Source organism: Stenotrophomonas sp. TWI1183, assembly GCF_039673115.1.
Lineage (GTDB): Bacteria > Pseudomonadota > Gammaproteobacteria > Xanthomonadales > Xanthomonadaceae > Stenotrophomonas > Stenotrophomonas maltophilia_AA.
On record NZ_JBDJKZ010000004.1, the window covers coordinates 212,772 to 237,478 of the forward strand.

General features: G+C 66.1%; 27 protein-coding genes. 12 read left to right on the top strand and 15 right to left on the bottom strand.

Annotated elements, in window-relative coordinates:
- Positions 1–42: 42 nt before the first annotated feature.
- Positions 43–654, top strand: coding sequence for a superoxide dismutase (locus ABE434_RS06220; protein ID WP_123730769.1), 612 nt, complete (start codon positions 43–45; stop codon positions 652–654).
- A 73-nt stretch (positions 655–727) separates the two neighbouring features.
- Here the strand turns inward: ABE434_RS06220 and ABE434_RS06225 are convergent, their stop codons facing one another.
- On the bottom strand, positions 728–1,516 hold the full coding sequence (locus ABE434_RS06225; protein WP_241696496.1) for an endonuclease/exonuclease/phosphatase family protein: 789 nt from the start codon (positions 1,514–1,516) through the stop codon (positions 728–730).
- 235 nt (positions 1,517–1,751) lie between these two features.
- Between ABE434_RS06225 and ABE434_RS06230 the strand changes: the two genes are divergently transcribed.
- Together ABE434_RS06230 and ABE434_RS06235 are read left to right on the top strand one after the other, a co-directional pair.
- Positions 1,752–3,314 carry an oligopeptide:H+ symporter gene (locus ABE434_RS06230; RefSeq protein WP_176989460.1) on the top strand — a complete coding sequence of 521 codons (1,563 nt, stop codon included), beginning with the start codon at positions 1,752–1,754 and terminating at the stop codon, positions 3,312–3,314.
- Between the two features lie 7 nt (positions 3,315–3,321).
- On the top strand, positions 3,322–3,945 hold the full coding sequence (locus tag ABE434_RS06235) for a rhomboid family intramembrane serine protease (RefSeq protein ID WP_319212117.1): 624 nt from the start codon (positions 3,322–3,324) through the stop codon (positions 3,943–3,945).
- A gap of 182 nt (positions 3,946–4,127) precedes the next feature.
- Here ABE434_RS06235 and ABE434_RS06240 read toward each other — a convergent pair whose 3' ends face one another.
- Positions 4,128–4,259, bottom strand: coding sequence for a hypothetical protein (locus ABE434_RS06240; RefSeq protein ID WP_346478201.1), 132 nt, complete (start codon positions 4,257–4,259; stop codon positions 4,128–4,130).
- 212 nt (positions 4,260–4,471) lie between these two features.
- Between ABE434_RS06240 and ABE434_RS06245 the strand changes: the two genes are divergently transcribed.
- The 3 genes from ABE434_RS06245 (at position 4,472) to cfa (ending at position 6,827) form a co-directional block, all read left to right on the top strand.
- On the top strand, positions 4,472–4,774 hold the full coding sequence (locus ABE434_RS06245) for a GNAT family N-acetyltransferase (RefSeq protein WP_176989462.1): 303 nt from the start codon (positions 4,472–4,474) through the stop codon (positions 4,772–4,774).
- A 65-nt stretch (positions 4,775–4,839) separates the two neighbouring features.
- Entirely contained in the window at positions 4,840–5,694 is an 855-nt protein-coding gene (locus tag ABE434_RS06250) for a DUF3298 domain-containing protein (protein WP_346478202.1), read from the top strand.
- A 14-nt stretch (positions 5,695–5,708) separates the two neighbouring features.
- Entirely contained in the window at positions 5,709–6,827 is a 1,119-nt protein-coding gene (cfa, locus tag ABE434_RS06255) for a cyclopropane fatty acyl phospholipid synthase (RefSeq protein WP_346478203.1), read from the top strand.
- Between the two features lie 66 nt (positions 6,828–6,893).
- Here the strand turns inward: cfa and ABE434_RS06260 are convergent, their stop codons facing one another.
- On the bottom strand, positions 6,894–9,071 hold the full coding sequence (locus tag ABE434_RS06260) for a M3 family metallopeptidase (protein WP_346478204.1): 2,178 nt from the start codon (positions 9,069–9,071) through the stop codon (positions 6,894–6,896).
- A 307-nt stretch (positions 9,072–9,378) separates the two neighbouring features.
- Between ABE434_RS06260 and ABE434_RS06265 the strand changes: the two genes are divergently transcribed.
- Positions 9,379–9,861 (top strand): glutathione peroxidase, encoded by a 483-nt coding sequence (locus ABE434_RS06265; protein ID WP_346478205.1) that lies wholly within the window; start codon positions 9,379–9,381, stop codon positions 9,859–9,861.
- 108 nt (positions 9,862–9,969) lie between these two features.
- On the opposite strand, the gene ABE434_RS06270 is transcribed toward ABE434_RS06265, so the two are convergent.
- From ABE434_RS06270 to ABE434_RS06285, 4 genes are all read right to left on the bottom strand, one after another.
- The gene (locus tag ABE434_RS06270; RefSeq protein WP_176989467.1) at positions 9,970–10,749 is read right to left on the bottom strand and encodes a ferredoxin--NADP reductase; all 780 of its coding nucleotides are present in this window, start codon (positions 10,747–10,749) and stop codon (positions 9,970–9,972) included.
- Positions 10,750–10,844: 95 nt separating this feature from the next.
- On the bottom strand, positions 10,845–12,716 hold the full coding sequence (locus ABE434_RS06275) for an ABC transporter ATP-binding protein (RefSeq protein WP_346478206.1): 1,872 nt from the start codon (positions 12,714–12,716) through the stop codon (positions 10,845–10,847).
- A gap of 234 nt (positions 12,717–12,950) precedes the next feature.
- On the bottom strand, positions 12,951–13,394 hold the full coding sequence (locus tag ABE434_RS06280; RefSeq protein WP_346478207.1) for a carboxymuconolactone decarboxylase family protein: 444 nt from the start codon (positions 13,392–13,394) through the stop codon (positions 12,951–12,953).
- Positions 13,395–13,429: 35 nt separating this feature from the next.
- Complete coding sequence (locus ABE434_RS06285) at positions 13,430–14,326, bottom strand: RNA polymerase sigma-70 factor (protein WP_346478208.1); 897 nt, start codon at positions 14,324–14,326, stop codon at positions 13,430–13,432.
- A gap of 154 nt (positions 14,327–14,480) precedes the next feature.
- Here ABE434_RS06285 and ABE434_RS06290 point away from each other — a divergent pair, with 154 nt between their 5' ends.
- Positions 14,481–15,998 carry a fumarate hydratase gene (locus ABE434_RS06290; RefSeq protein ID WP_346478209.1) on the top strand — a complete coding sequence of 506 codons (1,518 nt, stop codon included), beginning with the start codon at positions 14,481–14,483 and terminating at the stop codon, positions 15,996–15,998.
- Positions 15,999–16,074: 76 nt separating this feature from the next.
- On the opposite strand, the gene ABE434_RS06295 is transcribed toward ABE434_RS06290, so the two are convergent.
- A complete protein-coding gene (locus ABE434_RS06295) occupies positions 16,075–16,707 on the bottom strand; it encodes a LysE family translocator (RefSeq protein ID WP_346478210.1) in 633 nt (210 codons plus the stop codon).
- A 160-nt stretch (positions 16,708–16,867) separates the two neighbouring features.
- On the opposite strand from ABE434_RS06295, the gene ABE434_RS06300 reads away from it, so the two are divergent.
- Entirely contained in the window at positions 16,868–17,503 is a 636-nt protein-coding gene (locus ABE434_RS06300; protein WP_346478211.1) for a glutathione S-transferase family protein, read from the top strand.
- A 6-nt stretch (positions 17,504–17,509) separates the two neighbouring features.
- Here the strand turns inward: ABE434_RS06300 and ABE434_RS06305 are convergent, their stop codons facing one another.
- Positions 17,510–18,619 carry a sterol desaturase family protein gene (locus ABE434_RS06305; RefSeq protein WP_346478212.1) on the bottom strand — a complete coding sequence of 370 codons (1,110 nt, stop codon included), beginning with the start codon at positions 18,617–18,619 and terminating at the stop codon, positions 17,510–17,512.
- 176 nt (positions 18,620–18,795) lie between these two features.
- Between ABE434_RS06305 and ABE434_RS06310 the strand changes: the two genes are divergently transcribed.
- Positions 18,796–19,149 (top strand): hypothetical protein, encoded by a 354-nt coding sequence (locus ABE434_RS06310; RefSeq protein WP_346478213.1) that lies wholly within the window; start codon positions 18,796–18,798, stop codon positions 19,147–19,149.
- A gap of 9 nt (positions 19,150–19,158) precedes the next feature.
- Here ABE434_RS06310 and arsC read toward each other — a convergent pair whose 3' ends face one another.
- The 3 genes from arsC to ABE434_RS06325 form a co-directional block, all read right to left on the bottom strand.
- On the bottom strand, positions 19,159–19,512 hold the full coding sequence (gene arsC / locus ABE434_RS06315) for an arsenate reductase (glutaredoxin) (RefSeq protein WP_346478214.1): 354 nt from the start codon (positions 19,510–19,512) through the stop codon (positions 19,159–19,161).
- Positions 19,512–20,678, bottom strand: a complete 1,167-nt coding sequence (locus ABE434_RS06320) for a phospholipase A (protein WP_346478215.1) — start codon at positions 20,676–20,678, stop codon at positions 19,512–19,514. Before ABE434_RS06320 ends, arsC begins: the two co-directional genes overlap by 1 nt.
- Positions 20,679–20,832: 154 nt before the next feature.
- Entirely contained in the window at positions 20,833–21,318 is a 486-nt protein-coding gene (locus ABE434_RS06325; RefSeq protein WP_346478231.1) for a DUF456 domain-containing protein, read from the bottom strand.
- A gap of 232 nt (positions 21,319–21,550) precedes the next feature.
- On the opposite strand from ABE434_RS06325, the gene ABE434_RS06330 reads away from it, so the two are divergent.
- On the top strand, positions 21,551–21,754 hold the full coding sequence (locus ABE434_RS06330) for a cold-shock protein (RefSeq protein ID WP_019185917.1): 204 nt from the start codon (positions 21,551–21,553) through the stop codon (positions 21,752–21,754).
- An 88-nt stretch (positions 21,755–21,842) separates the two neighbouring features.
- Here the strand turns inward: ABE434_RS06330 and ABE434_RS06335 are convergent, their stop codons facing one another.
- Together ABE434_RS06335 and ABE434_RS06340 are read right to left on the bottom strand one after the other, a co-directional pair.
- The gene (locus tag ABE434_RS06335; RefSeq protein ID WP_019185918.1) at positions 21,843–22,328 is read right to left on the bottom strand and encodes a glycine zipper 2TM domain-containing protein; all 486 of its coding nucleotides are present in this window, start codon (positions 22,326–22,328) and stop codon (positions 21,843–21,845) included.
- Positions 22,329–22,446: 118 nt separating this feature from the next.
- Positions 22,447–22,887 carry a cytochrome c gene (locus ABE434_RS06340; RefSeq protein ID WP_176989476.1) on the bottom strand — a complete coding sequence of 147 codons (441 nt, stop codon included), beginning with the start codon at positions 22,885–22,887 and terminating at the stop codon, positions 22,447–22,449.
- 94 nt (positions 22,888–22,981) lie between these two features.
- Here ABE434_RS06340 and ABE434_RS06345 point away from each other — a divergent pair, with 94 nt between their 5' ends.
- Positions 22,982–23,791: a tRNA threonylcarbamoyladenosine dehydratase gene (locus tag ABE434_RS06345; RefSeq protein WP_346478216.1), complete on the top strand. Its 810-nt coding sequence runs from the start codon at positions 22,982–22,984 to the stop codon at positions 23,789–23,791.
- Positions 23,792–23,818: 27 nt separating this feature from the next.
- On the opposite strand, the gene ABE434_RS06350 is transcribed toward ABE434_RS06345, so the two are convergent.
- A complete protein-coding gene (locus ABE434_RS06350; RefSeq protein WP_346478217.1) occupies positions 23,819–24,691 on the bottom strand; it encodes a LysR family transcriptional regulator in 873 nt (290 codons plus the stop codon).
- Positions 24,692–24,707 lie beyond the last annotated feature (16 nt).

Consider the following 24,707-nt stretch of genomic DNA (forward strand, 5'->3'; position numbering starts at 1 on the left):
CGCCCGGTCTTTGCCGGGCGAGTGAGCTACCAGGAGAACCACATGGCCTATACCCTCCCCAAGCTGTCTTACGCCTACGACGCGCTCGAGCCGCATATCGACGCAGCGACGATGGAAATCCACCACACCAAGCATCACCAGACGTACATCAACAACGTCAACGCAGCGCTGGAAGGTACCGAGTTCGCCGACCTGCCGGTGGAAGAGCTGGTCAAGAAGACCAAGTCGCTGCCGGAGAACCTGCAGGGCGTCGTGCGCAACAACGGCGGCGGCCACGCCAACCACACCCTGTTCTGGACCGTGATGTCGCCCAACGGCGGCGGCGCTCCGGTGGGCGATGTGGCCAAGGCCATCGATTCGCAGCTGGGCGGCCTCGAGAAGTTCAAGGAAGCCTTCACCAAGGCGGCCCTGACCCGCTTCGGCAGCGGCTGGGCCTGGCTGAGCGTCACCCCCGACAAGAAGGTCGTGGTGGAAAGCAGCGCCAACCAGGACAGCCCGCTGATGGACGGCAACACGCCGATCCTGGCGCTGGACGTGTGGGAACACGCGTACTACCTGAAGTACCAGAACCGTCGCCCGGAATACATCGGCGCGTTCTTCAACGTCGTCGACTGGAATGAAGTCGAGCGTCGTTACCAGGAAGCCATTGCCTGATCGGCACGGTCACCTGACACACGAACGGCCAGGCAGCGATGCCTGGCCGTTTTTCGTTGGGACGCCGCCCGGCTCAGGGCGCGCCGGTGCTCTCCGGGGTCTGCAGGCGCAGGGTGGCCATCGTGCCCAGGCGCATCGCCGTGGCGTCACCTTCGCTGGCCGGCAGCTTGATGCTGTCCTGGCGAATGCCGCCGAAGTGCTTGACCTGGAACAGCACATCCAGCCCGTGGCCCCGTGCCGCGCCGGCCAACGAGGGTGGGTCCACGCGTTCGCCCGGGTTCTTGCGGGCCGGCTGGAAGCCCGGCGTGCTGCCCACCAGTTCGGTGATCTCGGCCGAAAAATCGCCCGCGATCAGCGAGGGCAGGCCGTCGGCGGTCGCGCCGATCCAGGTCATCAGGTCGCTGGTCTGGTGTCGGCGGATCTGTGCATCGTCCGGCTCCGGCCGCAGCCGGGCGACATAGATGTTGATCAATTCTTCGCGCAGCTTGACCCGCAGCATGCCCGCCGCGCTGAACTGCCCGGGCGGATGCAGCAGGGTGACCGCGTCATCGGTCACGGGCAGCCGGGTGAGCATGGCACTGCCGTGCCGCAGCGGCTGGCTGGGCGGGTCGGCGGTGACGAAATCGCAGCTGTAGCGCAGCCGGCTGGCCAGCCAGCAGGCCGGGTTGCGGCCCTGGGTCTGCTGTACACGCTGCACCGCGATCACGTCCGGCTGCATCGATTCGAGCAGCTGCAGCACCTGGTCACGGCGTTGCTGCCACTGCGCATCGTCCAGGGTCGGCAGCTCCAGCGTCGCGATCTTCAGTGAAGGCAGGGCGTCTTCGGCCTGGCGCGCATGTGCCAGGGCGGCGGGGGCTGTCATCAACAGCAGCAGGATCCAGCCTGGCCAACGTCGGGTCCCACCGGTGATGTGCGTGCGCATAACGATAAGTTTACGCTTCCGCCGTCGACGATCCGTGACATGGGCCCACCCGGGCGGCGGTCGCTGATCGGCCTGCCATGTCCGGCAGCGGCTGTCATGCAGCTGTGCAGCGTGCGCTGGGGTAGGGCGTTCCGGTAATCTTGGTCCTTTCGTGTTCGCAGGACAGCCCCACAGGATGAGCAATATCGCAGCCGCCAGCGCCGGCAAAGGCAAGATGCCGCGCCAGATTCCCTACATCATCGGCAATGAGGCCTGCGAACGCTTCAGCTTCTACGGGATGCGCAACATCCTGGTGCAGTTCCTGATCACCTCGCTGCTGCTGCAGGAGATCACCGCCGATGGCCGCGCCGGCGAGGCGAAGGACATCATGCACAGCTTCATGATCGGCGTGTATTTCTTCCCGCTGCTCGGCGGCTGGCTGGCCGACAAATTCTTCGGCAAGTACCACACCATCCTGTGGTTCAGCCTGATCTACTGCGCCGGCCACGCCTGCCTGGCCATCTTCGAAGACAGTCGCCAGGGCTTCTTCGTCGGCCTGGGCCTTATCGCGCTGGGCGCCGGTGGCATCAAGCCGCTGGTCGCTTCGTTCATGGGCGACCAGTTCGACCAGAGCAACAAGCACCTGGCCAAGGTCGTCTTCGATGCCTTCTACTGGATCATCAACTTCGGCTCGCTGTTCGCCTCGCTGCTGATTCCGCTGGCACTGAAGAACCTCGGCCCGGCGTGGGCGTTCGGCATCCCGGGCATCCTGATGTTCGTGGCGACCTTCGTGTTCTGGATGGGCCGCAAGCGCTATGTGCTGGTGCCGCTGCCGCCGAAGGACCCACATTCGTTCGGCAATGTCGTGCGCACCGCGCTGTCGGCGCAGGTGCCGGGCAAGGGCCGTCCGGGCCGTACGCTGGCGATCCTCGGCGCGGTGCTGGCGGTGGCCTCGATGGGGCTGGTCGGCAGCCTGGGCATCGTGATCTGCCTGTGCATCGCGCTGGTCCTGCTGCTGGCCGGTATCGGTGGCGGTACCTGGATGCAGCTGGACCGCGCCCGTGCGGTGCACCCGGCCGAAGCGGTCGAGGGCGTGCGCTCGGTGCTGCGCGTGCTGGTGATTTTCGCGCTGACCACCCCGTTCTTCTCGCTGTTCGACCAGAAGGCCTCGACCTGGGTCCTGCAGGGCCAGCAGATGGCCATGCCGAGCTGGTTCACCGCCTCGCAGATGCAGGCGCTGAACCCGTTGCTGGTGATGATCCTGATCCCGTTCAACAACCTGGTGCTGTACCCGATGCTGCGCCGCTTCGGCTTCGAGCCCACCGCGCTGCGCCGCATGACCGCCGGTATCGCCTTCAGCGGCCTGGCCTGGATCGTGGTCGGCGGCATCCAGGTGATGATGGACGGCGGCAACGTCATGTCGATCTTCTGGCAGATGCTGCCGTACGCGCTGCTGACCTTCGGTGAGGTGCTGGTTTCGGCCACCGGCCTGGAGTTCGCCTACAGCCAGGCGCCGCAGGCGATGAAGGGCGTGGTGATGAGCTTCTGGAACCTGACCACCACCATCGGCAACCTGTGGGTGCTGCTGTCCAACGCGGCGGTGCGCAACGATACGGTGACCCACCAGATCGCCAGTACGGGATTGAGCGAGGCGGCGTTCCTGATGTTCTTCTTCGCCGGCTTCGCATTCCTGGCGGCGTTGGCCTTCGGTTGGTACGCCAAGCGCTATCGTATGGTCGACAACTACCGCACCGCCTGAGCCTGACATGACCCCAGTCAACCTGCTGTTGATCGCCATCACCGTCATCGTGTCGTGGATGGCGTTCAAGAACCGCGCGCTGGCCGACCGCCTGATCCTGTGGCCGCCCGCGGTGGATCGCAACCGTCAGTACGACCGGCTGATCACGTACGGGTTCATCCACGCCGATCTGTCGCACCTGGCGTTCAACATGATCACGCTGTTCTTCTTCGGCGGCTTCATCGAACAGGTGATGCTGCAGTTGAGCGGCAGCTATCTGACCTATCCGGCGTTCTACCTGGGCGCCTTGCTGGTCTCGATCCTGCCGAGCTACCTGAAGAACCAGAAGAACCCGAACTACCTCAGCCTGGGGGCGTCCGGTGCGGTCTCGGCGGTGCTGTTCGCCTTCATCCTGATCAAGCCGTGGTCGATCATCCTGGTGCTGTTCATTCCGGCCCCGGCGATCATCTATGCGGTGTTCTACGTGGGCTACAGCATCTGGATGGACCGCCGCGGTGGCGATCGCATCAACCACAGCGCGCACCTGGCCGGTGCAGCCTTCGGCGTGCTGTTCATGCTGGCCATGCAGCCGAGCATCTTCAGCCACTTCCTGCGTGAGCTGAGCAACCCGACCTTCAGCCTCGGCGGTTGAGTAGGGGGCGTACCGACCAACGGTCGGTACCTACCTTTCGACCGACGGTGGGTCGATGCGTCGTCGCGCCGGGGGGGGGGTAGCTCACGACCGGTTGGGGTGGGCCCGGGCACAGGGGGTGTGCCACGACACCGTCAGGGGGGCGTCTTGGCGGCCAGCCCCTAGGTGCGGAGCAGCCGGGGCTAGACCGGGTGGTTGATCTGGTCGAATTCCCAGCCCTGGGTCTGGCCGTTCACGGCCAGCTGGAACAGGCCTTCGAGCAGGGAGCTGTCGGCATCGCCGTGGGCGGCGGGGGCAGGTGCGGTGTTGTCCATGCGGACCTCCGGAGAGCGGGTGCGTACAGGCAGGTCTTCGCAAAAGCCATGCCAGCTTTCACGCCCTGTCCGAATCCGATATCGGCTTGAGCCGCCCAGGCTTTAGGGCGGCAAGTGACGCGCCGCGTCGCTGCTTGCCCCTGTTCAGGCTTCACGCGATCATGGCGGCCGGCTGCGCACTATCGCTGCAGTCGCCGCAGGAGACACCGCTCATGGCTTCGGTCACGCCGCCCGGACTGGCTTACGAGGTGGAGCACGATCTGGCCAATCACCGGTTCCAGGCCCGGGTCAAAGGGCATCTGGCACTGCTGGATTACCAGATCAAGCGCAAGCGGATGGTCATCACCCACACGGAGGTGCCCGAGCCGATCGCCGGGCGCGGGGTCGCGGGCGAACTGACCAAGGTGGCGCTGCGCTACGCGCGCGACAACAAGTTCAAGGTCGTGCCGGCCTGCGCATACGCCGAGGCGTTCCTGCAGCGGCATGAGGAGTACGACGACCTGCTGGTCCGATGAGGGCAGCGGGTCATGCTTCAGGGATGGCTGATCATGATGGTGGGTTACAACAAGGGGATTTCAGGATGAACATCGCAGGAAACCGTCGCGCGCTGCGCGCCAGCGCGCTGGCCTTGGCTATGGGCGTGGTGCTGGTGGCAGGCTGCAAGCGCGACGGCGACACACAGGCCCCGGCGACGCCGGCCGATACCGCTGCCGAACCGGCCGCGCCCGTGGCGGCCCCCGAGGCGCCGCTCGAGCTGCGCGACGTGATCGAAACCTCGCCGCAGGCGGTGGTCGGGATCACCTATCCGCCGGACATCGCCCGTTATCCGGGTCTGGCCAAGGCGCTGGGGGGCTACGCCGACAGTGCGCGGGCAGAGCTGCAGCAGGCGCTGGACGGGTTGGGCAACGACAAGCCGACCATGCCCTATGAGCTGTCGCTGACCTTCGAGAAGGTCCTGGAAACGCCGCAGCTGGTGGTGGTGACCGCCGATGGCAGCCGCTACACCGGTGGCGCCCATGGCGAGCCGCTGGTGGCACGTTTCGTGTGGCTGCCGGAACAGCAGCAGATGCTCACCGCCGACAAGCTGGTGGCGGACGCCAAGGGATGGAAGGCGATCAGCGATTACGTGGCCGATCAGCTGCGCGAGCGCGTGGCGACCCGGTTGAGTACCGATGAGATGGAGCCGGCGCAGATGCAGGAATCGCTGCGCAATGCGAGCCGGATGATCGCCGACGGCACCGGGCCGAGCGCGGACAACTTCAGCCAGTTCCAGCCGCTGACCGGTTCCGACGGGCGTATCTCTGCGATACGCTTCGTGTTCCCGCCCTACCAGGTAGGGCCGTACTCGGACGGCACGCAGACCGTGGACGTCCCGGCCGCCGTGCTGGTGCCGCACGTGGGTCAGGATGTCGCGGGGTTGTTCGCCCGGGGTTGATCGACGGAGGCGATGTGGACGCTGGGCTGCAACGACGGGTCACAGGGTTGCTGCATGAGGCGGGGGTCACCGTTGACGGTGACCAGCCGCAGGACATCACGGTGCACGACCCGCGCTTCTACGCGCGGGTCATGGCCCAGGGCTCGCTGGGCCTGGGCGAGAGTTACATGGACGGGCACTGGGATGCCCGCGCGCTGGACGACTTCCTCTTTCATCTGATGCAGGCGCATCTGGACGAGCGCGTGCACGGCTGGCGCGACCTGGCCGATGCGCTGAAGGCGCGGGTGTTCAACCTGCAGGCCGGGGCGGGCAGTTTCGAGGTCGGCCGGCGTCATTACGATCTGGGCAATGATCTGTATGAGGCGATGCTGGGCCAGCGGCTGGTCTACAGCTGCGGTTACTGGCGTGAGGCCACGGACCTGGATGCGGCCCAGGAGGCCAAGCTCGATCTGATCTGCCGCAAGCTGGGGCTGCGCCCCGGGCAACGGATTCTCGATATCGGCTGTGGGTGGGGCGAGGCGCTGAAGTTCGCGGCGGAGCGCTATGGCGTGTCCGGCGTGGGGGTGACGATCTCGCAGGAGCAGGCGGAGTATGCGCGGCAGTTGTGCGCGGGCCTGCCGATCGAGATCCGGCTGCAGGACTACCACGACGTGGAGGAATCGTTCGACGCGATCCTGTCGGTGGGCATGTTCGAGCATGTGGGCGACAAGAACTACCGCGGCTACTTCGAGATGGCGCGGCGCTGCCTGCGACCGGAGGGTCTGTTCCTGCTGCATTCGATCGGGAGCAATCTGTCGCGGCATCGCACCGATCCGTGGATCGCGAAGTACATCTTCCCGAACTCCATGCTGCCTTCGGCGGCACAGGTCACCGAGGCGCTGGAAGGGCTGTTCGTGCTCGAGGATTGGCACAACTTCGGCACGGATTACGATCGGACACTGCAGGCGTGGCGGGCCAACATCGAAGCGGCGTGGCCGCGGCTGGATGCGCAGCGCTATGACGAACGGTTCCGCCGGATGTGGCGGTTCTACCTGGCCGGGTCGATGGCGAGTTTCCGCTGCCGGCATGCGCAGTTGTGGCAGTTGGTGCTGTCGCCGAACGGCGTGCCTGGGGGGTTTGTGGCGCCGCGTTGAGTGAGCCATGAAAAACGCCCGGCAGTGCCGGGCGTTTTCCGTACAGCGCGTCGTTGGAACGGACGCTTACTTCTTGCCGTCACCCGAGGTCAGGCCGCGCTTCTCGAGCAGGGGCTCGATCTGCGGCTCATGCCCGGCGAAATTGCGGAACAGTTCCATCGCATCGACACTGCCGCCCTTGGACAGCAGGGTCTGGCGGAAGTGATCGCCGTTCTTGCGGCTCAGGCCACCGTTCTCGCGGAACCACTTCTGGGTGTTGGCGTCCAGCACTTCCGACCAGATGTAGGCGTAGTAGCCGGCCGAGTAGCCGCCCATGATGTGGCTGAAGTATGGGGTCTTGTAACGCGGCGGGACCGGCGCGTAGAAGATGCCGTCCTTGGCCAGGGCCTCGGCTTCGAACTTCATGACGTCCTTGGCGGCCGGCACCTGGTCCGGGCCGATCTGGTGCCAGCGCTGGTCGAGCATGGCCGCACCGAGGTATTCGGTGGTGGCGAAGCCCTGGTTGAACTTGGCGGCGGCGACGACCTTGTCGAGCAGGGCCTGCGGCATGGCCGTGCCGTTCTGGTAATGCTTGGCGTAGTTCTTCAGGATGACCGGATCATCGGCCCACATCTCGTTGACCTGCGAGGGGAACTCGACGAAGTCGCGCGGCACCGAGGTGCCCGAGAAGTAGGGGTACTTCACGTTCGAGAACATGCCGTGCAGGGCGTGGCCGAATTCGTGGAAGGTGGTGGTGACTTCATCCCAGGTCAGCAGGGTCGGCTTGCCGGCCGGCGGCTTGGGGATGTTGAGGTGGTTGGCGACCACCGGCTTGAAGCCGGTCAGTTCCGACTGCGACACGTAGGAGTTCATCCACGCACCGCCGCGCTTGGAGGCGCGTGCATACGGGTCGAAGATGAAGATCGCCAGCTGGCTGCCGTCGGCATCGAACACGTCGTAGACGGTGACGTCCTCGTGGTAGACCGGCAGGTCGGTGCGCTGCTTGAAGGTCAGGCCGAACTCGAGCTGGGCGGCGTGGAAGACGCCGTTCTCGAGCACGTTCTTCATTTCGAAGTACGGCTTGAGCTGGGATTCGTCGAAGTTGTACTTGGCCTGGCGCACCTTCTCGCTGTAGAAGGCCCAGTCCCACGCTTCCAGCTTGAAGGTCGGCTTGCCGGCGGCCTTCTGCTCCTTGTCGATCATCGTCTGCAGATCGGCGGCTTCGCGCTTGGCGTTCGCCACTGCGGCCGGGGCCAGCTGGCCGAGCATCGCGTTGACGGCTTCGGGCGTCTTGGCGGTCTGGTTGGTGAGGTTGTAGGCGGCGAAGTTCGCAAAGCCCATCAGCTTGGCCTTGTCGGCACGCAGCTGCATGATGCGCGAGACCAGGGCGGTGTTGTCGTACTCGCCGCCGCGGCTGCCGCGGGTCACCGAGGCTTCGTAGATCTTCTGGCGCAGCGCGCGGTTGGCCAGGTTGGTCAGCGGCGGCTGGCCGGTGGTGTTGAGCAGGGTGATGACGTACTTGCCGTCCTGGCCACGGGCCTTGGCAGCTTCGGCGGCGGCGGAGATCTGTTCCTGCGAGAGGCCGTCCAGTTCCTTGACGTCGTCGACGGTGATCGCCGAAGCGTTCACTTCGGCCAGCACGTTCTGGCTGAACTTGGTGCCCAGGTTGGCCAGTTCGGCGTTCATTTCCTTGAGCTTGGTCTTGTCCGCTTCGGACAGCTTGGCGCCGGCGCGGACGTAGTTCTCGTAGTACTTCTCGACCAGGCGCACGCCTTCGGCGTCGAGGCCGAGCTGGGTGCGGGTGTCGTACAGGGTCTGGATGCGGGCGAACAGCTTGCCGTTCAGCGCGATGGCGTCGCTGTGCGCGGCGAAGCGCGCGGAGTAATCGGCCTGCAGCTTCTTGCGTGCGTCGTTGGTGTCGGCGCCGACCAGGCTGAAGAACACGGTGGTGGCACGATCCAGGGTGTCACCGCTCTTTTCCAGGGCGATGAGGGTGTTGTCGAAGGTCGGCTTGGCCTTGTTGTTGGCGATCGCCTCGACTTCCTTCAGCTGCTGGGCCATGCCGGCGTCGAAGGCGGGAGCGAAGTCGCTGTCCTTGATCTTGTCGAACTGCGGGAAGTGCAGCGGCAGCGGGCTGTCGGCGAAGAACGGGTTGGCCTGCTGGGCGGCAGTCGCGGTCGCTGCCGGGGTGGCGGCGGTGGCGGAATAGGCGGGCAGGGCAAGGCCGAGGGTCACGGCGACGGCGAGGGCAAGACGGGTGGTCAAGGGGAAATCTCCGGTCAGACAAGTCTTTGAGGGTAACCCGAGCCGTTGCGGAGGGGCTTGTGTCGAAAGGCATGTTTTGGCTGGACCACGGCCGGGGCGTTGCGAAAGGGCGCGGTCACTGCAACAGCAACAGCAATAGCGGCGGTGGGCTGCTGCGAGGCGCGGGGCGGGTGGGGGCCGGCGCCTCGAAAAGCGGCGTGCGGCCCAGATTGGGAGCGGTAGTGCCGGCCGCTGGCCGGCTCCCCAGCCGTGCAGGACAAGTCCAGCAGGCGAGCTAAGATGAGGTCTTTCCACCGGAACCCCTGCCATGACCACTGCCTTCGATTTCCCGTTCGTGGATCTGTCCGGTCAGCCGCAGGCGTTGGTGCAGTACCGGGGCAAGGTGTTGCTGCTGGTCAATGTGGCCAGCAAGTGCGGGTTCACGCCGCAGTACGAGGGGCTGGAAGCGCTGTGGCGGGAGTTCGGGCCGCGGGGGCTGGTGGTGATCGGGTTTCCCTGCGATCAGTTCGGGCACCAGGAGCCGGGCGATGCGGCGCAGATCGGGGAATTCTGTTCGCTGACCTACGGGGTCAGTTTCCCGATGTCGGACAAGGTCGAGGTCAACGGCGACGGCGCCGATCCGCTGTGGCAGTGGCTCAAGCGCGAGAAGGCCGGGGTGCTGGGGACGCGCGGGATCAAGTGGAACTTCAGCAAGTTCCTGATTGGCCGCGAGGGGCAGGTGCTGGAGCGGTATGCGCCGACCGACACGCCGGCATCGCTGCGCGGGGATATCGAGGCCGCGCTGGGTTGACGGCGTCGCCCGGCCAGGGCCACGGCGACGGGTAGAGCCGGCCGCTGGCCGGCTCCTCGTGTTGCATCAACTTTGGCGGGGTCCAGCCACGCATGGCGTGGCTCCACCTTATTTTTCGACGAACGCGCGCTCGAACACGTAATGGCCGGGGGTTCCGATGCGCGGCGAGGTCTGGAAGCCGCGGCTGTCCAGCACGGTGCGCAGGTCGGCCAGCATCTGCGGGCTGCCGCAGATCATGGCGCGGTCGTTTTCCGGGTCCAGCGGCGGCAGGCCGAGGGTTTTCTGCATCTCGCCGCTTTCCATCAGCGAGGTCAGGCGGCCCTGGTTCGGGAAGGTTTCGCGGGTCACGGCCGGGTAGTAGAGCAGCTTGTCGCCGATCATCTCACCGAGGAATTCGTGCTCGCGCAGTTCCTTCTCGAACAGGTCGCGGTAGGCCAGGTCCTTTTCGTAGCGCACGCCGTGGGTGAGGATCACCTTGTCGAAACGCTCGTAGGTTTCCGGATCCTTGATCACCGACAGCCACGGCGCCAGGCCGGTGCCGGTGCCGAGCAGGTACAGGTGCTTGCCCGGGTGCAGGTCGCTGATCAACAGCGTGCCGGTGGGCTTCTTGCCGACCAGTACCTTGTCGCCCGGCTGGATGTGCTGCAGGCGCGAGGTCAGCGGGCCGTCCTGGACCTTGATGCTGAAGAACTCCAGGTTCTCTTCCCAGTTGGCACTGGCGATGGAGTACGCGCGCAGCAGCGGCCGCGCTTCGGTTTCCAGGCCGATCATCACGAACTGGCCGTTCTCGAAGCGGAAGCCGCTGTCGCGGGTCGTGGTGAAGCTGAAGTAGGCGTCGGTCCAGTGGCGGACCTCAAGCACCGTTTCGGCGCCAAAAGCGGAAGACATGGGGGTGGGGTTCTGGTCGGTTTCGTCGGGTCTAGTTTATCTCAAATGAGATAAATTCTCATTGACTGGCCGGACAGGCCCGTCAGGCGGGGGTTTCAGCGGTAGCCGGCCGCCTGCAGCTCGAACAGTTCGGCATAACGGCCGCCCTGGGTCATGAGTTCGGCGTGGGTGCCGCTGGCCTCGATACGGCCGCCGGCGAGCACCAGGATGCGGTCGGCCATGCGCACCGAGGAAAAGCGGTGCGAGATCAGCACGGCGGTGCGGTTGTCGGACAGTTCCTTGAAGCGCTGGAACACCTCGAACTCGCTGCGCGCATCCAGTGCGGCGGTTGGTTCGTCCAGGATCATGACCTGCGCATCGCGCATGTAGGCACGCGCGATCGCGATCTTCTGCCACTGCCCGCCGGACAGGTCCACGCCCATCTTGAAGCGGCGGCCAATCAGCTGGTCGTAACCACCGGGCAGGCCGGCGATGACCTCGTCGGCCATGCCGCGGCGGGCGGCATCGCGGATGCGGGCGTCGTCCGTCATCGCCTCGACCAGGCCGACGCCGATGTTCTCGCCGGCGCTGAGGTTGTAGCGCACGAAGTCCTGGAAGATCACGCCCATGTTGGCGCGCAGGTCATCCAGGTCGTAATCGCGCAGGTCGCGGCCATCGAGCAGGATGCGGCCTTCGTCGGGGTCGTACAGACGGGCCAGCAGCTTGACCAGGGTGGTTTTGCCGGCACCGTTCTCGCCGACCAGGGCCAGCACTTCGCCGGCGCGCAGTTCGAAATCCAGGTGGCGCACTGCCCAGCTTTCGGCATCGGGATAGCGGAAGCCGACGTTCTCGAACACGAAGCCGTCGATGATCGGCTGCGGGATGGCGACCGCGTCCGGGCGCGAATGGATCTCGGGTTGGATCTGGAAGAACGAGAACAGATCGTCCAGATACAACGCCTGCCCGGCGACCTGCGAAAACCCGATCAGCAGGCCTTCGAGCAGTTGGCGCAGGCGCAGGAAACTGCCGGCGAGGAAGGTCAGGTCGCCGATCGAGAAATCACCGCGCACGGTGCGCCACGCGATGTAGGCGTAGGCCGCGTAATAGCCCAGCGTCCCCAGTGCGGCCAGCAGCGTGCCCCAGATCGCGCGCTTGCGGGCCAGCGCGCGGTTGGCGAGATAGAACTTCTCGGCCAGCAATTTGTAGCGGTCGATCAGGAAGCGATGGAGGTTGAAGATCTTCACCTCCTTGGCGGTTTCCACGCTGGCCCCGATCTGGCGCAGGTATTCCAGCTGCCGGCGCTCCGGCGTCCACTGGAAGTTGAGGCTGTAGCCGGCGGCGTTGAAATGCGATTCGCCGATGAACGCCGGGATCAGCGCGACCGCGAGCAGCAGGATCAACCACGGCGCGTACACGATCAGGCCGACCGCCAGGCTGGCCACGGTGATGCTGTCCTGCACCTGGCCGAACAGCTGGCTCATCAGGTTCATGCGGCCCATGGTCTGGCGCCGTGCGCGGTCCAGCTTGTCCTGCAGGTCGGGGTCTTCGAAGTCCTCCAGATCCAGCTCGGCCGCGTGTTCCATCAGGCGCACGCTGGTGACGTTGGTGAACAGCTCCGACAGCAGCGTATCGGCGTAGCTGACCATGCGGCCGAGCAGGTCCGAGGCCATCGCCAGGCCGAACTCGAGTGCGAGCAGCCCGAGCAGCGGGTTCAGCAGCCCGCTGGAGAGGGCCTCGCCGAACGGCGGGAAACCCGCATCGTGCTGGCTGAGCAGCACCGCCGCATCGATGATCAGTTTGCCGACATAGAGCATCGCCACCGGCAGCAAGGCACGGATCACGCGCAGGCCCAGACTGGCCAGGGTCAGCCCGGGGCTGGTCTGCCAGACCTGGCGCAGGAACGGGGGCAGGTTGCGCATCGCATTGACGCGCTCGCGCAGGCTGGGGTTCTTCTGGCCGGGTGCACCGGCAGCGGGGGAGGCGGGCATGGACGGTATTGTGCGCGCCGTGGCCGTGGTTGATGCATGAATTCAGTGCATGCGCAGATTGCAGACGCGGACGCACCGCAGAACGGTAGAGCCGGCGCACCGAAGCCGGTAGTGCCGGCCGCTGGCCGGCTCCAGGTCGCATCCAGCATCGTGCGGAGCCGGCCAGCGGCCGGCACTACCCGGTAAAGCACGAAGATCTCTTGGGGCCGGCCAGCGGCCGGCACGACCCGACCCTTACGGCAGCGGCGGCAGCAAACCGGCGCCGAGACGGTTCCAGGCGTTGATCACCGCGATGCCCATGCTCAGGTCGCTGATGCCCTTCTCGTCGAAGTGCGGCGCCAGCGCCTCGTAGGCGGCGTCGGAGGGGGCCGCACTGCTCAACCGGGTCAGCGCTTCGGCCCAGCCCAGCGCGGCGCGCTCGCGCGCATCGAAGAAGCGGCTTTCGTGCCAGGCCGGCAGCGTATCCAGCTTGCGTGGTTCGATCCCGCCCTTGCGCAGGGTGGTGCCGTGCATGTCCATGCAGTAACCGCAGCCATTGATCTGCGAGACACGCAGGAACACCAGTTCCATCAGCACCGGATCGATCGAGCTGTCGTGCACGGCCTTGCTGGTGGCCAGCAGGCCCTTGAAGGCTTCGGCGGCAAGGCGGGTGTAGGGAACACGGGGGGAAGCAGACATGACGGACTCCATGACGGCCGCAGCGGCCGTCTTCATCAGGAGGACGTGCCAGCGTCGCGCGCTGTGACAAGGGCCGTGAGTTTTTCCGGATTGAGCACGCTGAGCACGCGCACGATGCGCCCTGCATCGACCGTGATCATCGTGACCGAGTGCAGCTGGTCGCCGGCGAAACGCAGGATCGCCGGCTCGCCGTTGACCTGGCCGAGCCGGGCCGGATGCTGCCCGTTGCGGCGCGCGATCGCCCAGTACAGCTGTGCGATGCGCTCGGCCCCCAGCAGGGGACGGATCGCCGCGGTCACGCGGCCACCGCCGTCGGAGATCATCTCGGCATTGGCATCGAGCAGCGAGCGGATCGCGGCCAGATCACCCTGCTGCGAGGCGTCCATGAAGCGTGCCAGCAGGTCGCGGTGCTGCGCGGGCGAGACCGTGAAGCGCGGGGCGCCCGTCTGCAGCCGCTGGCGCGCCCGGTGCACCAGCTGCCGGCAGTTGGCGGGCGAGTGCTCCAGCAGGGGCGCGATATCGGGGTAGTCGTAGTCGAACACGTCCTTGAGCAGGAAGGCGGCACGCTCGTCCGGCTTGAGCTGCTCCAGCAGCGCCAGGAAGGCCACCGAGACCTCGTCGGCCAGCGCATGCCGCTGGGCCGGGTCCTGCAGCGGGTCCGGATCCAGGGCGATCTCCAGCGGTTCGGGCAGCCAGGGCCCGACGTACTCCAGGCGCGCGCTGCGCATCGCGCGCAGCCGGTCCAGGCCGAGCCGGGTGGTCGCGGTGACCAGCCAGCCCTCCGGATCACGGATCGCGGCGATGTCGGAGCCCTGCCAGCGCAGCCAGGCGTCCTGGACGATGTCCTCGGCGTCGCTGCGGCTGCCCAGCAGGCGGTAGGCCAGGGCGAACAGGCGGGGGCGGTGGGTCTGGAAGGTATCGGTCGGGGTCATGCCGGGAGGACGCGGCAGGGCGGGCCGCTGTGACAAGGCTGGGCGGCCACTGTGCACCAAAAGCCGCGGCCGCGAGCGATTCTCAACGCCGCCGGGCGGTCCTTGTTAAAATCGGCGGTTCAACCCCCGCCAGCCTCCAGCAAGCGAGCAAGTCGTGACATCGATCAAGCAGGAAGACCTCATCCAGTCCATCGCCGACGCGCTGCAGTACATTTCGTACTACCACCCGGTCGATTACATCAAGAGCCTCAACGCTGCCTACGAGCGCGAAGAGTCGCCGGCCGCGAAGGAAGCGATGGCGCAGATCCTGATCAACTCGCGCATGTGTGCCGAAGGCCACCGGCCGATCTGCCAGGACACCGGCATCGTCACCGTGTTCCTGGAAATCGGCATGAACGTGCGTTGGGACGACGCCACGATGGGCGTGGAAGACATGGCCAACGAAGGCGTGCGCCGTGCCTACAACTACCCGGACAACAAGCTGCGCGCGTCGGTGCTGGCGGATCCGGCTGGCAAGCGCGTCAACACCAGGGACAACACCCCGGGCGTGGTCAACGTCAAGGTCGTGCCGGGCGACACCGTCGAGGTGATCGTGGCGGCCAAGGGCGGCGGTTCGGAAGCCAAGAGCAAGTTCGCCATGCTCAACCCGTCCGACTCGATCGTGGACTGGGTGCTCAAGACCGTGCCGACCATGGGTGCCGGCTGGTGCCCGCCGGGCATGCTCGGGATCGGCATCGGTGGCACCGCCGAGAAGGCGATGCTGCTGGCCAAGGAGTCGCTGATGGAGCCGATCGACATCAACGAACTGAAGGCACGTGGCGCCTCCAACCGTGCCGAAGAGCTGCGCCTGGAGCTGTTCGACAAGGTCAACGCGCTGGGCATCGGCGCGCAGGGCCTGGGTGGCCTGACCACGGTGCTGGACATCAAGGTCAAGGATTTCCCGACCCACGCCGCCAACCTGCCGGTCGCGATGATCCCGAATTGCGCGGCCACCCGCCATGCGCACTTCACCCTGGATGGCAGCGGCCCGGTGATGCTGGATCCGCCGTCGCTGGAAGACTGGCCGCAGATCACCTATGACGCCTCCAAGGGCACCCGCGTCGATCTGGACACGATCACCCCGGAAGACGTCGCCAGCTGGAAGCCGGGCCAGACGCTGCTGCTCAACGGCAAGCTGCTGACCGGCCGCGACGCCGCGCACAAGCGCATGGTGGAAATGCTGGACAAGGGCGAACCGCTGCCGGTCGACCTCAAGGGCCGCTTCATCTACTACGTCGGCCCGGTCGATCCGGTGCGCGACGAAGTGGTCGGCCCGGCCGGCCCGACCACCGCGACCCGCATGGACAAGTTCACCCGCCAGGTGCTGGAACAGACCGGCCTGCTGGGCATGGTCGGCAAGGCCGAGCGCGGCCCGGCGGCGATCGAGGCGATCCGTGACAACAAGTCGGCGTACCTGATGGCGGTCGGCGGCTCGGCGTACCTGGTCTCCAAGGCGATCAAGGCCGCCAAGGTGGTGGGCTTCGCCGACCTGGGCATGGAAGCGATCTACGAGTTCACCGTGCAGGACATGCCGGTGACCGTGGCGGTGGATTCCACCGGCGAGTCCGTGCACCAGACCGGCCCGCGCGAATGGCAGGCCCGCATCGGCAAGATTCCGGTCGTCGTCGCCTGAGGCCTCCGGTCTCGGCAACGCTGGAAACGAAAACGGCGCCCCAGGGCGCCGTTTTTCGTGGCTGGCGCGCATCCCCTCAGCGGCGCGCGTCCACCAGCATGCGCACCGCCAGCGCGCCGAGCACCGTGCCCATCAGGCCACGCTGCACCGTCTGCCAGCGCGGGCGCCCGGCCAGGAAGGTGGCGATACTGCCGGCGGCCAATACGATCAGTGCGTTGACACTGACGCTGGTCGCGATCTGGACCAGGCCCAACACCACCGATTGCGCCATCACGCTGCCATGCCCGTGGGGCTGGATGAACTGCGGCAGCAGCGAGAGATACATCACGGCGATCTTCGGATTGAGCAGCGCGGTGAACAGGCCCATGCCGAACAATCTGCGCGGACTGTCGTGATCCAGCGTGCGCAGCTGGAACGAGCGTCCGCCGGGGCGCAGCGCCTGCCAGGCCAGGTACAGCAGATACGCCGCCCCGGCGAGACGCAGCACGTCGTAGGCATGCGGCACTGCCATCAGCAGCGCGGTGATGCCCAGTGCCGCGCACACCAGGTACACCAGAAAACCCAGCGCGACACCGCCCAGCGAGATCAGCCCGGCGCTGCGGCCTTGGCAGATCGAGCGCGAGATCAGATAGAGCATGTTCGGCCCGGGCGTCAGCACCATGCCCAGCGAAATCAAACCGAAGGCGAGCAGGGCGGACGAATCGGGCATGGGAGGATCCTGGGCGCACGGCGGGGCAGAGGAAGCATTCTGCGAGCGTCCGCGGCGCAGTGGCAGAGACAGAACGCATCCCCACCGCCGGTGCTCTGTACCCATGGGATGGCACGGAGCGCGGGCGCATACTGTGCGCCTCCCTCACGAGGCCCCGCGCATGCGCACCACGCTGTATGGATCACCAAGTACCGCCGCCCTGGTCGTGCACTGGCTGTTGCTGGAACTGCAGATCGAGCACGATCTGGTGCTGCTGGATTTCGACAAGCGCGAGCACAAGGATGCGGCGTATCTCGCCTTGAATCCCGCGGGCCTGGTGCCGACGCTGGTGCTGGAGGGGCAGGTATTGACCGAAGCGGCAGCGATCGCGCTGCATCTGGCCGACCGCCATCCGGACGCGGCCCTGCTGCCGGCACCGGGGACCGCCGAGCGCGCCGAGGCCTACCGCTGGATGTTCTGGTGCGCCAATACCGTGCAACCGGCGTATCGGGCGTGGTTCTACCCGCAGGAAATGGCCGGCCCCGAGCATGTGGACGCGACCCGCCAGCGGGCGCGCGAGCGGTTGGAAGGCGCCTGGCAGCATCTGGCTGGGCACCTGTCCACGCGCGGCCCGTATGTGCTGGGCGAGTCGTTGAGCGTGGTCGATTTCATGCTGGTGATGCTGATGCGCTGGTCGCGCAACATGCCCACGCCCAGTGACACCTGGCCGGCATTGAAGGCCTACGCCGATCGTCTGAAAGCCCGTCCGGCGTTCGCCGAGGTCTACCGTCGCGAGGGCATCACCGACTGGCGCTGAGTAACCTCAGTCGACGTACTCGTCGAAGGTGCGACGCGCACGGAACGGCATCAGATGCTGGTTGAGCAGGCCCTTGGGCACGGTTTCCAGTTTCATGACGCCGTATTCCTGCGGCCATTGCCGTTGATCGCGGGGCAGTTTGAAGGTGCCCATCAGCATGTCCACCAGCGGCAGGTGGATGGCGTAGTTGACGTCGACGTACTCCTGCTGCCGCGCGTGATGCCAGTGGTGGTAGCGCGGCAGCACCAGCAGGTACTCGAGCCACCCGAAACGGATGCCCAGGTTGGCATGCGCCAGCACCGCCTGCAGACCCACCAGGATCACGTAGGCGTTGATTGCCGGGGTCGAGAATCCGAGTATGAGCAGCGGCAGCAGCACGCAGCTGCGGGTCATGACGATTTCGACGAAATGGATGCGCGAGCCGGCCAGCCAGTCCATGTGCCGGCTGGAGTGGTGCACCGCGTGGAAGCGCCAGAGCCATGGGGTGTTGTGATACGCGCGGTGCAGCAGCGCCTGGGCCATGTCCGCGACGAATACGGCGATCAGGAACTGCAGCCATACCGGCATCGATTGGATCAGCGTCTTGAGCGCAGGAAACGCGGCCAGCCCGGCAATGGTCGAGGTCGAGGCGGTCACCAGGATCAGGATGAACTGCACGAGCACGTGGCTCATGAAGAAATAGCCGACATCGGTACGCCAGCCTGGCCGTAGCGGCGAGAGCACGTGTTTGCCGAGGTAGCGCTCCAGCGGCACGAACACCAGCGCCGAGAAGAACAGCGACAGCACGAACCAGTCCAGACCCAGCGAGTAGGGTGTCTGCCCGATCGAATCGAACTGGACATTGGTACCCCCCAGCAGCACCGCCAGGGTGGCGCTGCCGACGCCAACCGTGGCGATCCGCTTGTTGCGGTCGCGCAGGATCGCCATCGTGCCCAGCATGAAGGCGGCGGCCAACCCGACCAGCAGCAGGTGGCGCGCGAACTGTTCGTTGTAGACCGCGCGGAACTCGCGGCTGGTCAGCAGATCCGGAAAGTGGAAGCAGGCCACGCCCATCAGGCTGAGCAGGCCCAGCAAGGCGGAGGCGTAAGCGAAGAACGAGCGTCTTGGTCGGGCCATCCGCTGGCATCCAGGTGAAAGGGCAAGGGTAGTGTGAGTGCGGGAGCCGGCGTAATGGAAGAGGCGGTTGCGGCAGCGCTGGCCGCCCGGGTCTTAGTCCGGCACGCGAGGAATGCTACATTCGGGGCATGTACGCACGCGGCGATGACCGGGTGCTTTCGACACGGAGTACGACGATGCCAAGGATGCTGTCCGCGCTGCTGCTGACCCTGCTGCTCTCCGCCTGCAGCAGTGATGGCGATTTCCACGCCAACCCGCCCAGTCTGCGCGACGTCACCGCTGCCAACCAGTGCATGCAGCAGTGCCAACGCCAGTACGACAGTTGCATGACCAGCCGGACGGGATTTGGCAGCGGCGACAGCTGTGGCGCCGGGGTGGCGACCCAGCGCGACGCGAAGTGCGACAAGATCGACAACCCGGACCTGCGTAAATCATGCCAGGCCAGCCGCGACTACTGCCGCAACCGGCTGCCCGCGCTGACCTGTGGCGAGGATAACAACCGATGTACCAGCCGCTGCGGAGGCAGCTGAGGCACGGCCTTACGCCGGCAGGATCTCCAGCACCGTCTCCGGCGGCCGGCACAGGCGTGCCCCGCGCGAGGTCTCCACGATCGGGCGGTTGATCAGTTCCGGGTGGGCGACCATTGCCTCGATCAGCGCGGCATCGGTCAGCGCGGCGTCGTCCAGCCCGAGCGAACCATAGGCCGGCTCCTTGCTGCGCAGCAACTCACGCGGAGCGATACCCATGCGCGTGATCAACGCAGCCAGCGTCGGGCGGTCCGGCGGCGTCTTCAGATACTCGATCACCACCGGCTCGATGCCGTGCTCACGCAGGAGTTCCAGCGCCCCGCGTGAATTGCTGCAGCGCGGGTTGTGCCAGATCGTCACCGCCATCAATACCACTCCAGCAGCGACACACCCAGGCCGACATAGGTGGCCTTGTGGTTGTAGTCGATCATGCTCTCGCCGTAGCCATCGAAGATCTGCACGTGGCCGCGCAGCAGGTTGCTGATCGGGAAGCCGTAATCGAGCTGCAGCGCACCGTGCGAGCGGTCGCCGCCGCGCAGCGAGTGACGCGCCATCAGCGAGACTTCGTGACCGTTCTTGTTCCAGGTCAGGGTGGCATCACCGCGGCCCATGTAATCGGAGATGTCCGGGTTGTTGTCGTCCTTGCGGTCTTCCGGGATGCGATACCACGGGCGCAGCACCAGCGCCCAGTTTTCGCGGTCCAGGCCGACGGTGGCGATCACCCGGTTCCAGCTGCGCGACAGGGGATCGGCGCGGCCGTTGGACATGTGGTTGACGCTGATCCCGCTCATGCGTCCGCGCCAGCCGCCGATCGAGTAGCCGTTGCGGAACATCATCATCACTTCCGGCTCGTAGTTGGTCTCGCGGAACGGGCGCGAGTTGTCGGCGTTGTAGGCCTGCCAGCGCGAGCTCTGCGTGTAGCCGGCCCAGATGTCGCCGTTGTCGCCGAACAGGTTCTCCACGATCTTGGTCTTGAAGCTGAGCTGGAACTTGAGTTCCGCGCTGTCCAGCTGCTGCGAGGTGGTGACCGTGTTGACCGGGTTGGGCGACTGCGGCATCTGGTTCTTGTCGCTGGTCCAGAACGCGGGCAGCAGGTAGACCGGCTTGTAGGCGCGCAGCTGGAAGGCGCCGAGCTTGGAGTCCTGCGCGAGCTCCCAACGGCTGTCGAGCAGCGAGCCCTTGCCGGCATTGGCCAGCGCATCTTCATGGCCGTCGTTCTTGAACACTTCGCCGAGGCGCTGCTTGACCCGCTGTGTCGCGGGCGCGTCGGCGTCGGCACTGCGGGAGGCCTGACGTTCTTCGCGGCGCTCCTGCTTGGCGGCGGTGGCAGCGGCATCGGCGGCCAGGGTGACCTCGGGCGTACGCCCGAACAGCTTGTCGTAGCAGGCCAGGCGCGCTGCGTCAGTGTCCACCAGGGCACAGGCCTCCGGCGAGGCCGGGGTGGGCGCGGCCTCCTGGGCAGCAGCAGGCAGCGCCGCGCAGGCCAGGGCCAGGGCGGTGAACAGGGCGGAACGGGAATGGGGCATGGTCATGGGAGCAGGGCCGCGTGACAAGAATGAATGGGTCTAACCGCACAGTGTCGCCGCTGCCCGGATTTCCCGCCAGCGCACGACATCCATCGATCTGACCGGTTTTATGCCGGTCAATGGTGTGCTCAGGGCGTGAAGCCGCACCGCTGCGGTGCGGTCAGAAGAACCAGGCGAAGGCGAACAGCCCCAGCATCGCGATCACCAGCGCGAGCTTCAAGGCGAATCCCAGCAGGATGCCCAGCCACGTCGCCAGGCCCACTTTGGTCGAACGCCCGAGCTCGCGGGTATGCCAGTACTCGCCCAGCAGGGCGCCGGCCAACGGCCCCGCGAACAGCCCGATCGGCATGAAGAACACCCCGACGATGCTGCCCAGGAAGGTGCCCCACAGCGCCTTGCGGCTGGCGCCGACCCGCTGTGCCCCGACCACGGTGGCCAGGATGTCGACTGCGAAGGAGAGCAGCGTCAGCAGGCCCAGCACCGTCAGGGGCAACCAGCCGACATGGACGAAATCGTCCGCCCACGCCGCCAGCAGCAATCCGGCGAACACCAGGGGAATGCCGGGCAGGGCGGGAAGGATCACGCCGGCGATGCCGACCAGCACCAGAACGACGGCTAGCAGGTACAAGATGAATGAATGGTCCATGCTGTCCAGTATGGTTCCTGAAATGGGGTTGACATCCGAAGGTTTTGGCCAGTTGCTTTTTCGTTTTGCTCGGGTTAAGTTGCAGACGCTGAGCTTGGCAAGGTCACCGTGGATCGTGGCCTGATGATGGTAGATCTTCCAGATCCGCTGCATCGTTGCACCTCGCTTCCCCCTTGCTGTCAGCCGCCTGTACGGGTGTATCCAACAACAAGACAGTTAGGGAGTAGCTGAGATGGCTGAGAAGGGCACCGTCAAGTGGTTCAACGACGCGAAGGGTTTCGGATTCATCAGCCGTGAGAGCGGCGAAGATGTGTTCGTGCACTTCCGCGCGATCGAATCCCAGGGCTTCAAGAGCCTGAAGGAAGGTCAAGCGGTCGAGTTCGAAGTGGTCACCGGTCAGAAGGGCCTGCAGGCCGACAAGGTGAAGCCGCTCTGAGCGCAGACCGGGTCCTGCCTGGTTGACACACGAAAAGGGCCCGCTTGCGCGGGCCCTTTTTTATTGCCTGCGAGTGACGTTGCGCTGATCAGCGCAGGATCACCTTGCCGTTGACCACGCGGACGTAGGTGTTCTCGCGGATACCGCCCAGATCGCGCTGGTTCACGACGACGGTACGGCCATCGTCCATGCGCACGGTGATGTCGAAGGTGTCGCTGGTGACATTCTTCTGGATCTGGTTGCCGGCCAGCGCGCCACCGACTGCGCCTGCGGCGGCCGCGATGTTCTTGTTGCCGCGGCTGCCACCGGTGTGGTCGGAGATTTCGTGGCCGGCGACCGCGCCGACGATGCCACCCAGGACTGCGCCGGTCGCGCTCGGCGCGCTGCGGCCCGAAGCGACCTGGTTGATGCGGGTCACGATGCCGCAGTCGGCACAGCGGTTGGTGTTGTAGTTGCCGCCGGAATTGCCGTAACCGTTGTTGTAGCCACTGCTGCCGTAACCCGGCGAGGTGGTGGCACAGCCAGCCAGGGCGACGGTGGCAACGGCAGCGGCGGCAATCAGTTGAATCTTCATGGTGTATCTCCTGGCCAGAGGGGTGGTCGAATGCGTCTGGTGCGCATGGAGCAGATCGTGTCCTGTGCTGCGTGAACAGCGTGCCAATCCCGGGTCGCTACCGTGGCTGGAAGATGAATCAGCGGAAATCCTGGTGGCAGGCCTTGCAGTCGGTCTGGATCTTCTCGACCAGCGTGGCCATGCCCGGGCAGTCGGTCGGCGGTGCCGCCAGCGCCTCATTGAGGGTGGCGCGCAGGGCGCTGGCGTGCGTTTGGAAGCCTTGGCTGTCCTTCAGGCCGGGAAAGGCGAGGTCCAGATCGTTGGACAGCGAGCGCAGGGTCTGCAGGCGCGGCACGGTGTCGGCCAGGCTGCAGCGGTTCTGCGCCTGCGCCGCCTGCAGCAGTTCCACCTGGCGGTTCATCACGTGCATGAGCGAATCCGGGAAGGGGTCCTGGCGGGCCTGGATCGCGCGCGAGACCATCACCGTGGCGATCAGGCCGATCACCAGGCCAAGCAGGCCGACGAACAGGTAGCGGTACGCGGCGGACGGGCGGCGCTGCGGGGTCACGGGGTCGTTCATGGTGAGGGCTTCCTTGAGGGTGGCTGCGGCGATGGTACGACGCGTCCTGTCCACGGCGCGTCCCGGCCGGGCCAGTGCGCATTAAAATAGGCGCATGAACGACGTACTGCGCGAACGATTTGCCGGCATCGACCGGTTGTATGGGGTAGGCACCGTGGATCTGCTCGCCAGCCGCCGGGTGGCGGTTGTGGGCATGGGCGGCGTCGGCTCGTGGGTGGTCGAGGCGCTGGCGCGCACGGCGGTCGGGCACCTGACCCTGATCGATGCCGATGACATCTGTGTGTCCAACACCAACCGCCAGCTGCCGGCGCTGGCCGGCCAGTACGGCCGCAACAAGGCCGAGGCGATGGCCGAGCGCTGCCGGGCGATCAACCCGGACATCAGCGTCGATGCGATCGCCTCGTTCCTGACCGTGTCCAACATGGTCGAGCTGCTGGACCGCGATTTCGATCTGGTGATCGACGCCTGCGACAGCTTCCGGGTCAAGGTCGAAACCATTGCCTGGTGCCGCCGCCGCAAGCTGCCGATCCTGACCGTGGGCGCGGCCGGTGGGCGGACCGATCCCACCCTGGTGCGGATCCGCGATGTCTCGCGCACCGAGCACGACGCGATGATGGCGCTGATCCGCAAGAAGCTGCGCAGCGACTTCAACTTCCCCAAGAACGCCTCGCGTTACTTCGGCGTGCCGGCGGTGTACTCGCTGGAAAACGTGAAATACCCGCAGGCTGACGGCAGCGTATGTGGCATCCGCCCGAACCTCGGTGCGGATGCGGCGCTGAAGCTGGACTGCGGCGCCGGGCTGGGTGCGGCGACCCACATCACCGGTGCGTTCGCGTTCGCGGCGGTTGGCAAGGCGCTGGAGATGCTGATGAAGAAGCCGGCCAAGGCGGCCACGGCCGACTGAGCCGCTGCGGTCACGCAGTGGACCGGCTTACGCGTCCAACCCGAGGCCGCGCCGGTCCGCGACGACTTTCGCCACAAAGTCCATGACCGTGCGTACCGATGGCGAGCGCCGGAGGTCACGGTGCACCACCAGCCAGATGTCGCGCGAGAACGACGCCCCGTCATGCTCCAGCGGAGTCAGTCCGGGCGTGGCATCACCGAGAAAGCGCGGCAACGCGGCCACGCCTGCTCCGGCCAGAGCGGCTGCCCGATGACTGCTGATGTCGCTCAGTTCGCACGCCACGGCACGGCTTCCCGCGATCTGCAGCAGCCACTGCTGCTGGGGCATGTCAGTAAACTGCGTGTCATAGGCAATGAAGGCCCAGTCTTCGGGCCGACGGGTGGCGACGTACGCGTGGCTGGCATAGAGCGCGAACGGCATTCGTCCGATTCTGCGCACAACGCTGCTGGCTTCCTTGGGACGGACCAGCCGCAGAGCCACATCCGCCTCGCGGCGGGCGAGTGATACCTGCTGGGCCTGCGCCGACACGGAAAGTTGAATGCCGGGCTGCGCTGCCCGGAAGTCGGCAACCCGTTCCGCCAACAGGTGCGCCACCAGCACTGGCGGTGCACTAAGGGTCACCCTTGCATTGATGGCATCCTGGCTGGCCCGGCTCATGCGGGCGACAGCAAATGCCGAGGCGTCCATGGACTTGGCGTGCTCGTAAATCTGGACGCCCATCGCGGTAAGGCGGACGGAGCGCGGCAAGCGCTCGACCAGCGCAACCTGCAGTTCGACCTCCAGGGCCGCAACACGACGGCTGACGGTTGCATGGTCGACATGCAACGCCCGAGCCGCGCCTGACAAGGTGCCGTCGCGCGCAACCGCCAGGAAATGACGGAGATTCTCCCAGTCGAACATCTGTGCGTTTTCGCAG

Coding starts and splice junctions, on each gene's coding strand:
- ABE434_RS06220 (WP_123730769.1), top strand. CDS start 43: ATGGCCTATACCCTCCCCAAGCTGTCTTACGCCTACGACGCGCTCGAG.
- ABE434_RS06225 (WP_241696496.1), bottom strand. CDS start 1,516: ATGACAGCCCCCGCCGCCCTGGCACATGCGCGCCAGGCCGAAGACGCC.
- ABE434_RS06230 (WP_176989460.1), top strand. CDS start 1,752: ATGAGCAATATCGCAGCCGCCAGCGCCGGCAAAGGCAAGATGCCGCGC.
- ABE434_RS06235 (WP_319212117.1), top strand. CDS start 3,322: ATGACCCCAGTCAACCTGCTGTTGATCGCCATCACCGTCATCGTGTCG.
- ABE434_RS06240 (WP_346478201.1), bottom strand. CDS start 4,259: ATGGACAACACCGCACCTGCCCCCGCCGCCCACGGCGATGCCGACAGC.
- ABE434_RS06245 (WP_176989462.1), top strand. CDS start 4,472: ATGGCTTCGGTCACGCCGCCCGGACTGGCTTACGAGGTGGAGCACGAT.
- ABE434_RS06250 (WP_346478202.1), top strand. CDS start 4,840: ATGAACATCGCAGGAAACCGTCGCGCGCTGCGCGCCAGCGCGCTGGCC.
- ABE434_RS06265 (WP_346478205.1), top strand. CDS start 9,379: ATGACCACTGCCTTCGATTTCCCGTTCGTGGATCTGTCCGGTCAGCCG.
- ABE434_RS06270 (WP_176989467.1), bottom strand. CDS start 10,749: ATGTCTTCCGCTTTTGGCGCCGAAACGGTGCTTGAGGTCCGCCACTGG.
- ABE434_RS06275 (WP_346478206.1), bottom strand. CDS start 12,716: ATGCCCGCCTCCCCCGCTGCCGGTGCACCCGGCCAGAAGAACCCCAGC.
- ABE434_RS06280 (WP_346478207.1), bottom strand. CDS start 13,394: ATGTCTGCTTCCCCCCGTGTTCCCTACACCCGCCTTGCCGCCGAAGCC.
- ABE434_RS06285 (WP_346478208.1), bottom strand. CDS start 14,326: ATGACCCCGACCGATACCTTCCAGACCCACCGCCCCCGCCTGTTCGCC.
- ABE434_RS06295 (WP_346478210.1), bottom strand. CDS start 16,707: ATGCCCGATTCGTCCGCCCTGCTCGCCTTCGGTTTGATTTCGCTGGGC.
- ABE434_RS06300 (WP_346478211.1), top strand. CDS start 16,868: ATGCGCACCACGCTGTATGGATCACCAAGTACCGCCGCCCTGGTCGTG.
- ABE434_RS06305 (WP_346478212.1), bottom strand. CDS start 18,619: ATGGCCCGACCAAGACGCTCGTTCTTCGCTTACGCCTCCGCCTTGCTG.
- ABE434_RS06310 (WP_346478213.1), top strand. CDS start 18,796: ATGCCAAGGATGCTGTCCGCGCTGCTGCTGACCCTGCTGCTCTCCGCC.
- arsC (WP_346478214.1), bottom strand. CDS start 19,512: ATGGCGGTGACGATCTGGCACAACCCGCGCTGCAGCAATTCACGCGGG.
- ABE434_RS06320 (WP_346478215.1), bottom strand. CDS start 20,678: ATGACCATGCCCCATTCCCGTTCCGCCCTGTTCACCGCCCTGGCCCTG.
- ABE434_RS06325 (WP_346478231.1), bottom strand. CDS start 21,318: ATGGACCATTCATTCATCTTGTACCTGCTAGCCGTCGTTCTGGTGCTG.
- ABE434_RS06330 (WP_019185917.1), top strand. CDS start 21,551: ATGGCTGAGAAGGGCACCGTCAAGTGGTTCAACGACGCGAAGGGTTTC.
- ABE434_RS06335 (WP_019185918.1), bottom strand. CDS start 22,328: ATGAAGATTCAACTGATTGCCGCCGCTGCCGTTGCCACCGTCGCCCTG.
- ABE434_RS06340 (WP_176989476.1), bottom strand. CDS start 22,887: ATGAACGACCCCGTGACCCCGCAGCGCCGCCCGTCCGCCGCGTACCGC.
- ABE434_RS06345 (WP_346478216.1), top strand. CDS start 22,982: ATGAACGACGTACTGCGCGAACGATTTGCCGGCATCGACCGGTTGTAT.
- ABE434_RS06350 (WP_346478217.1), bottom strand. CDS start 24,691: ATGTTCGACTGGGAGAATCTCCGTCATTTCCTGGCGGTTGCGCGCGAC.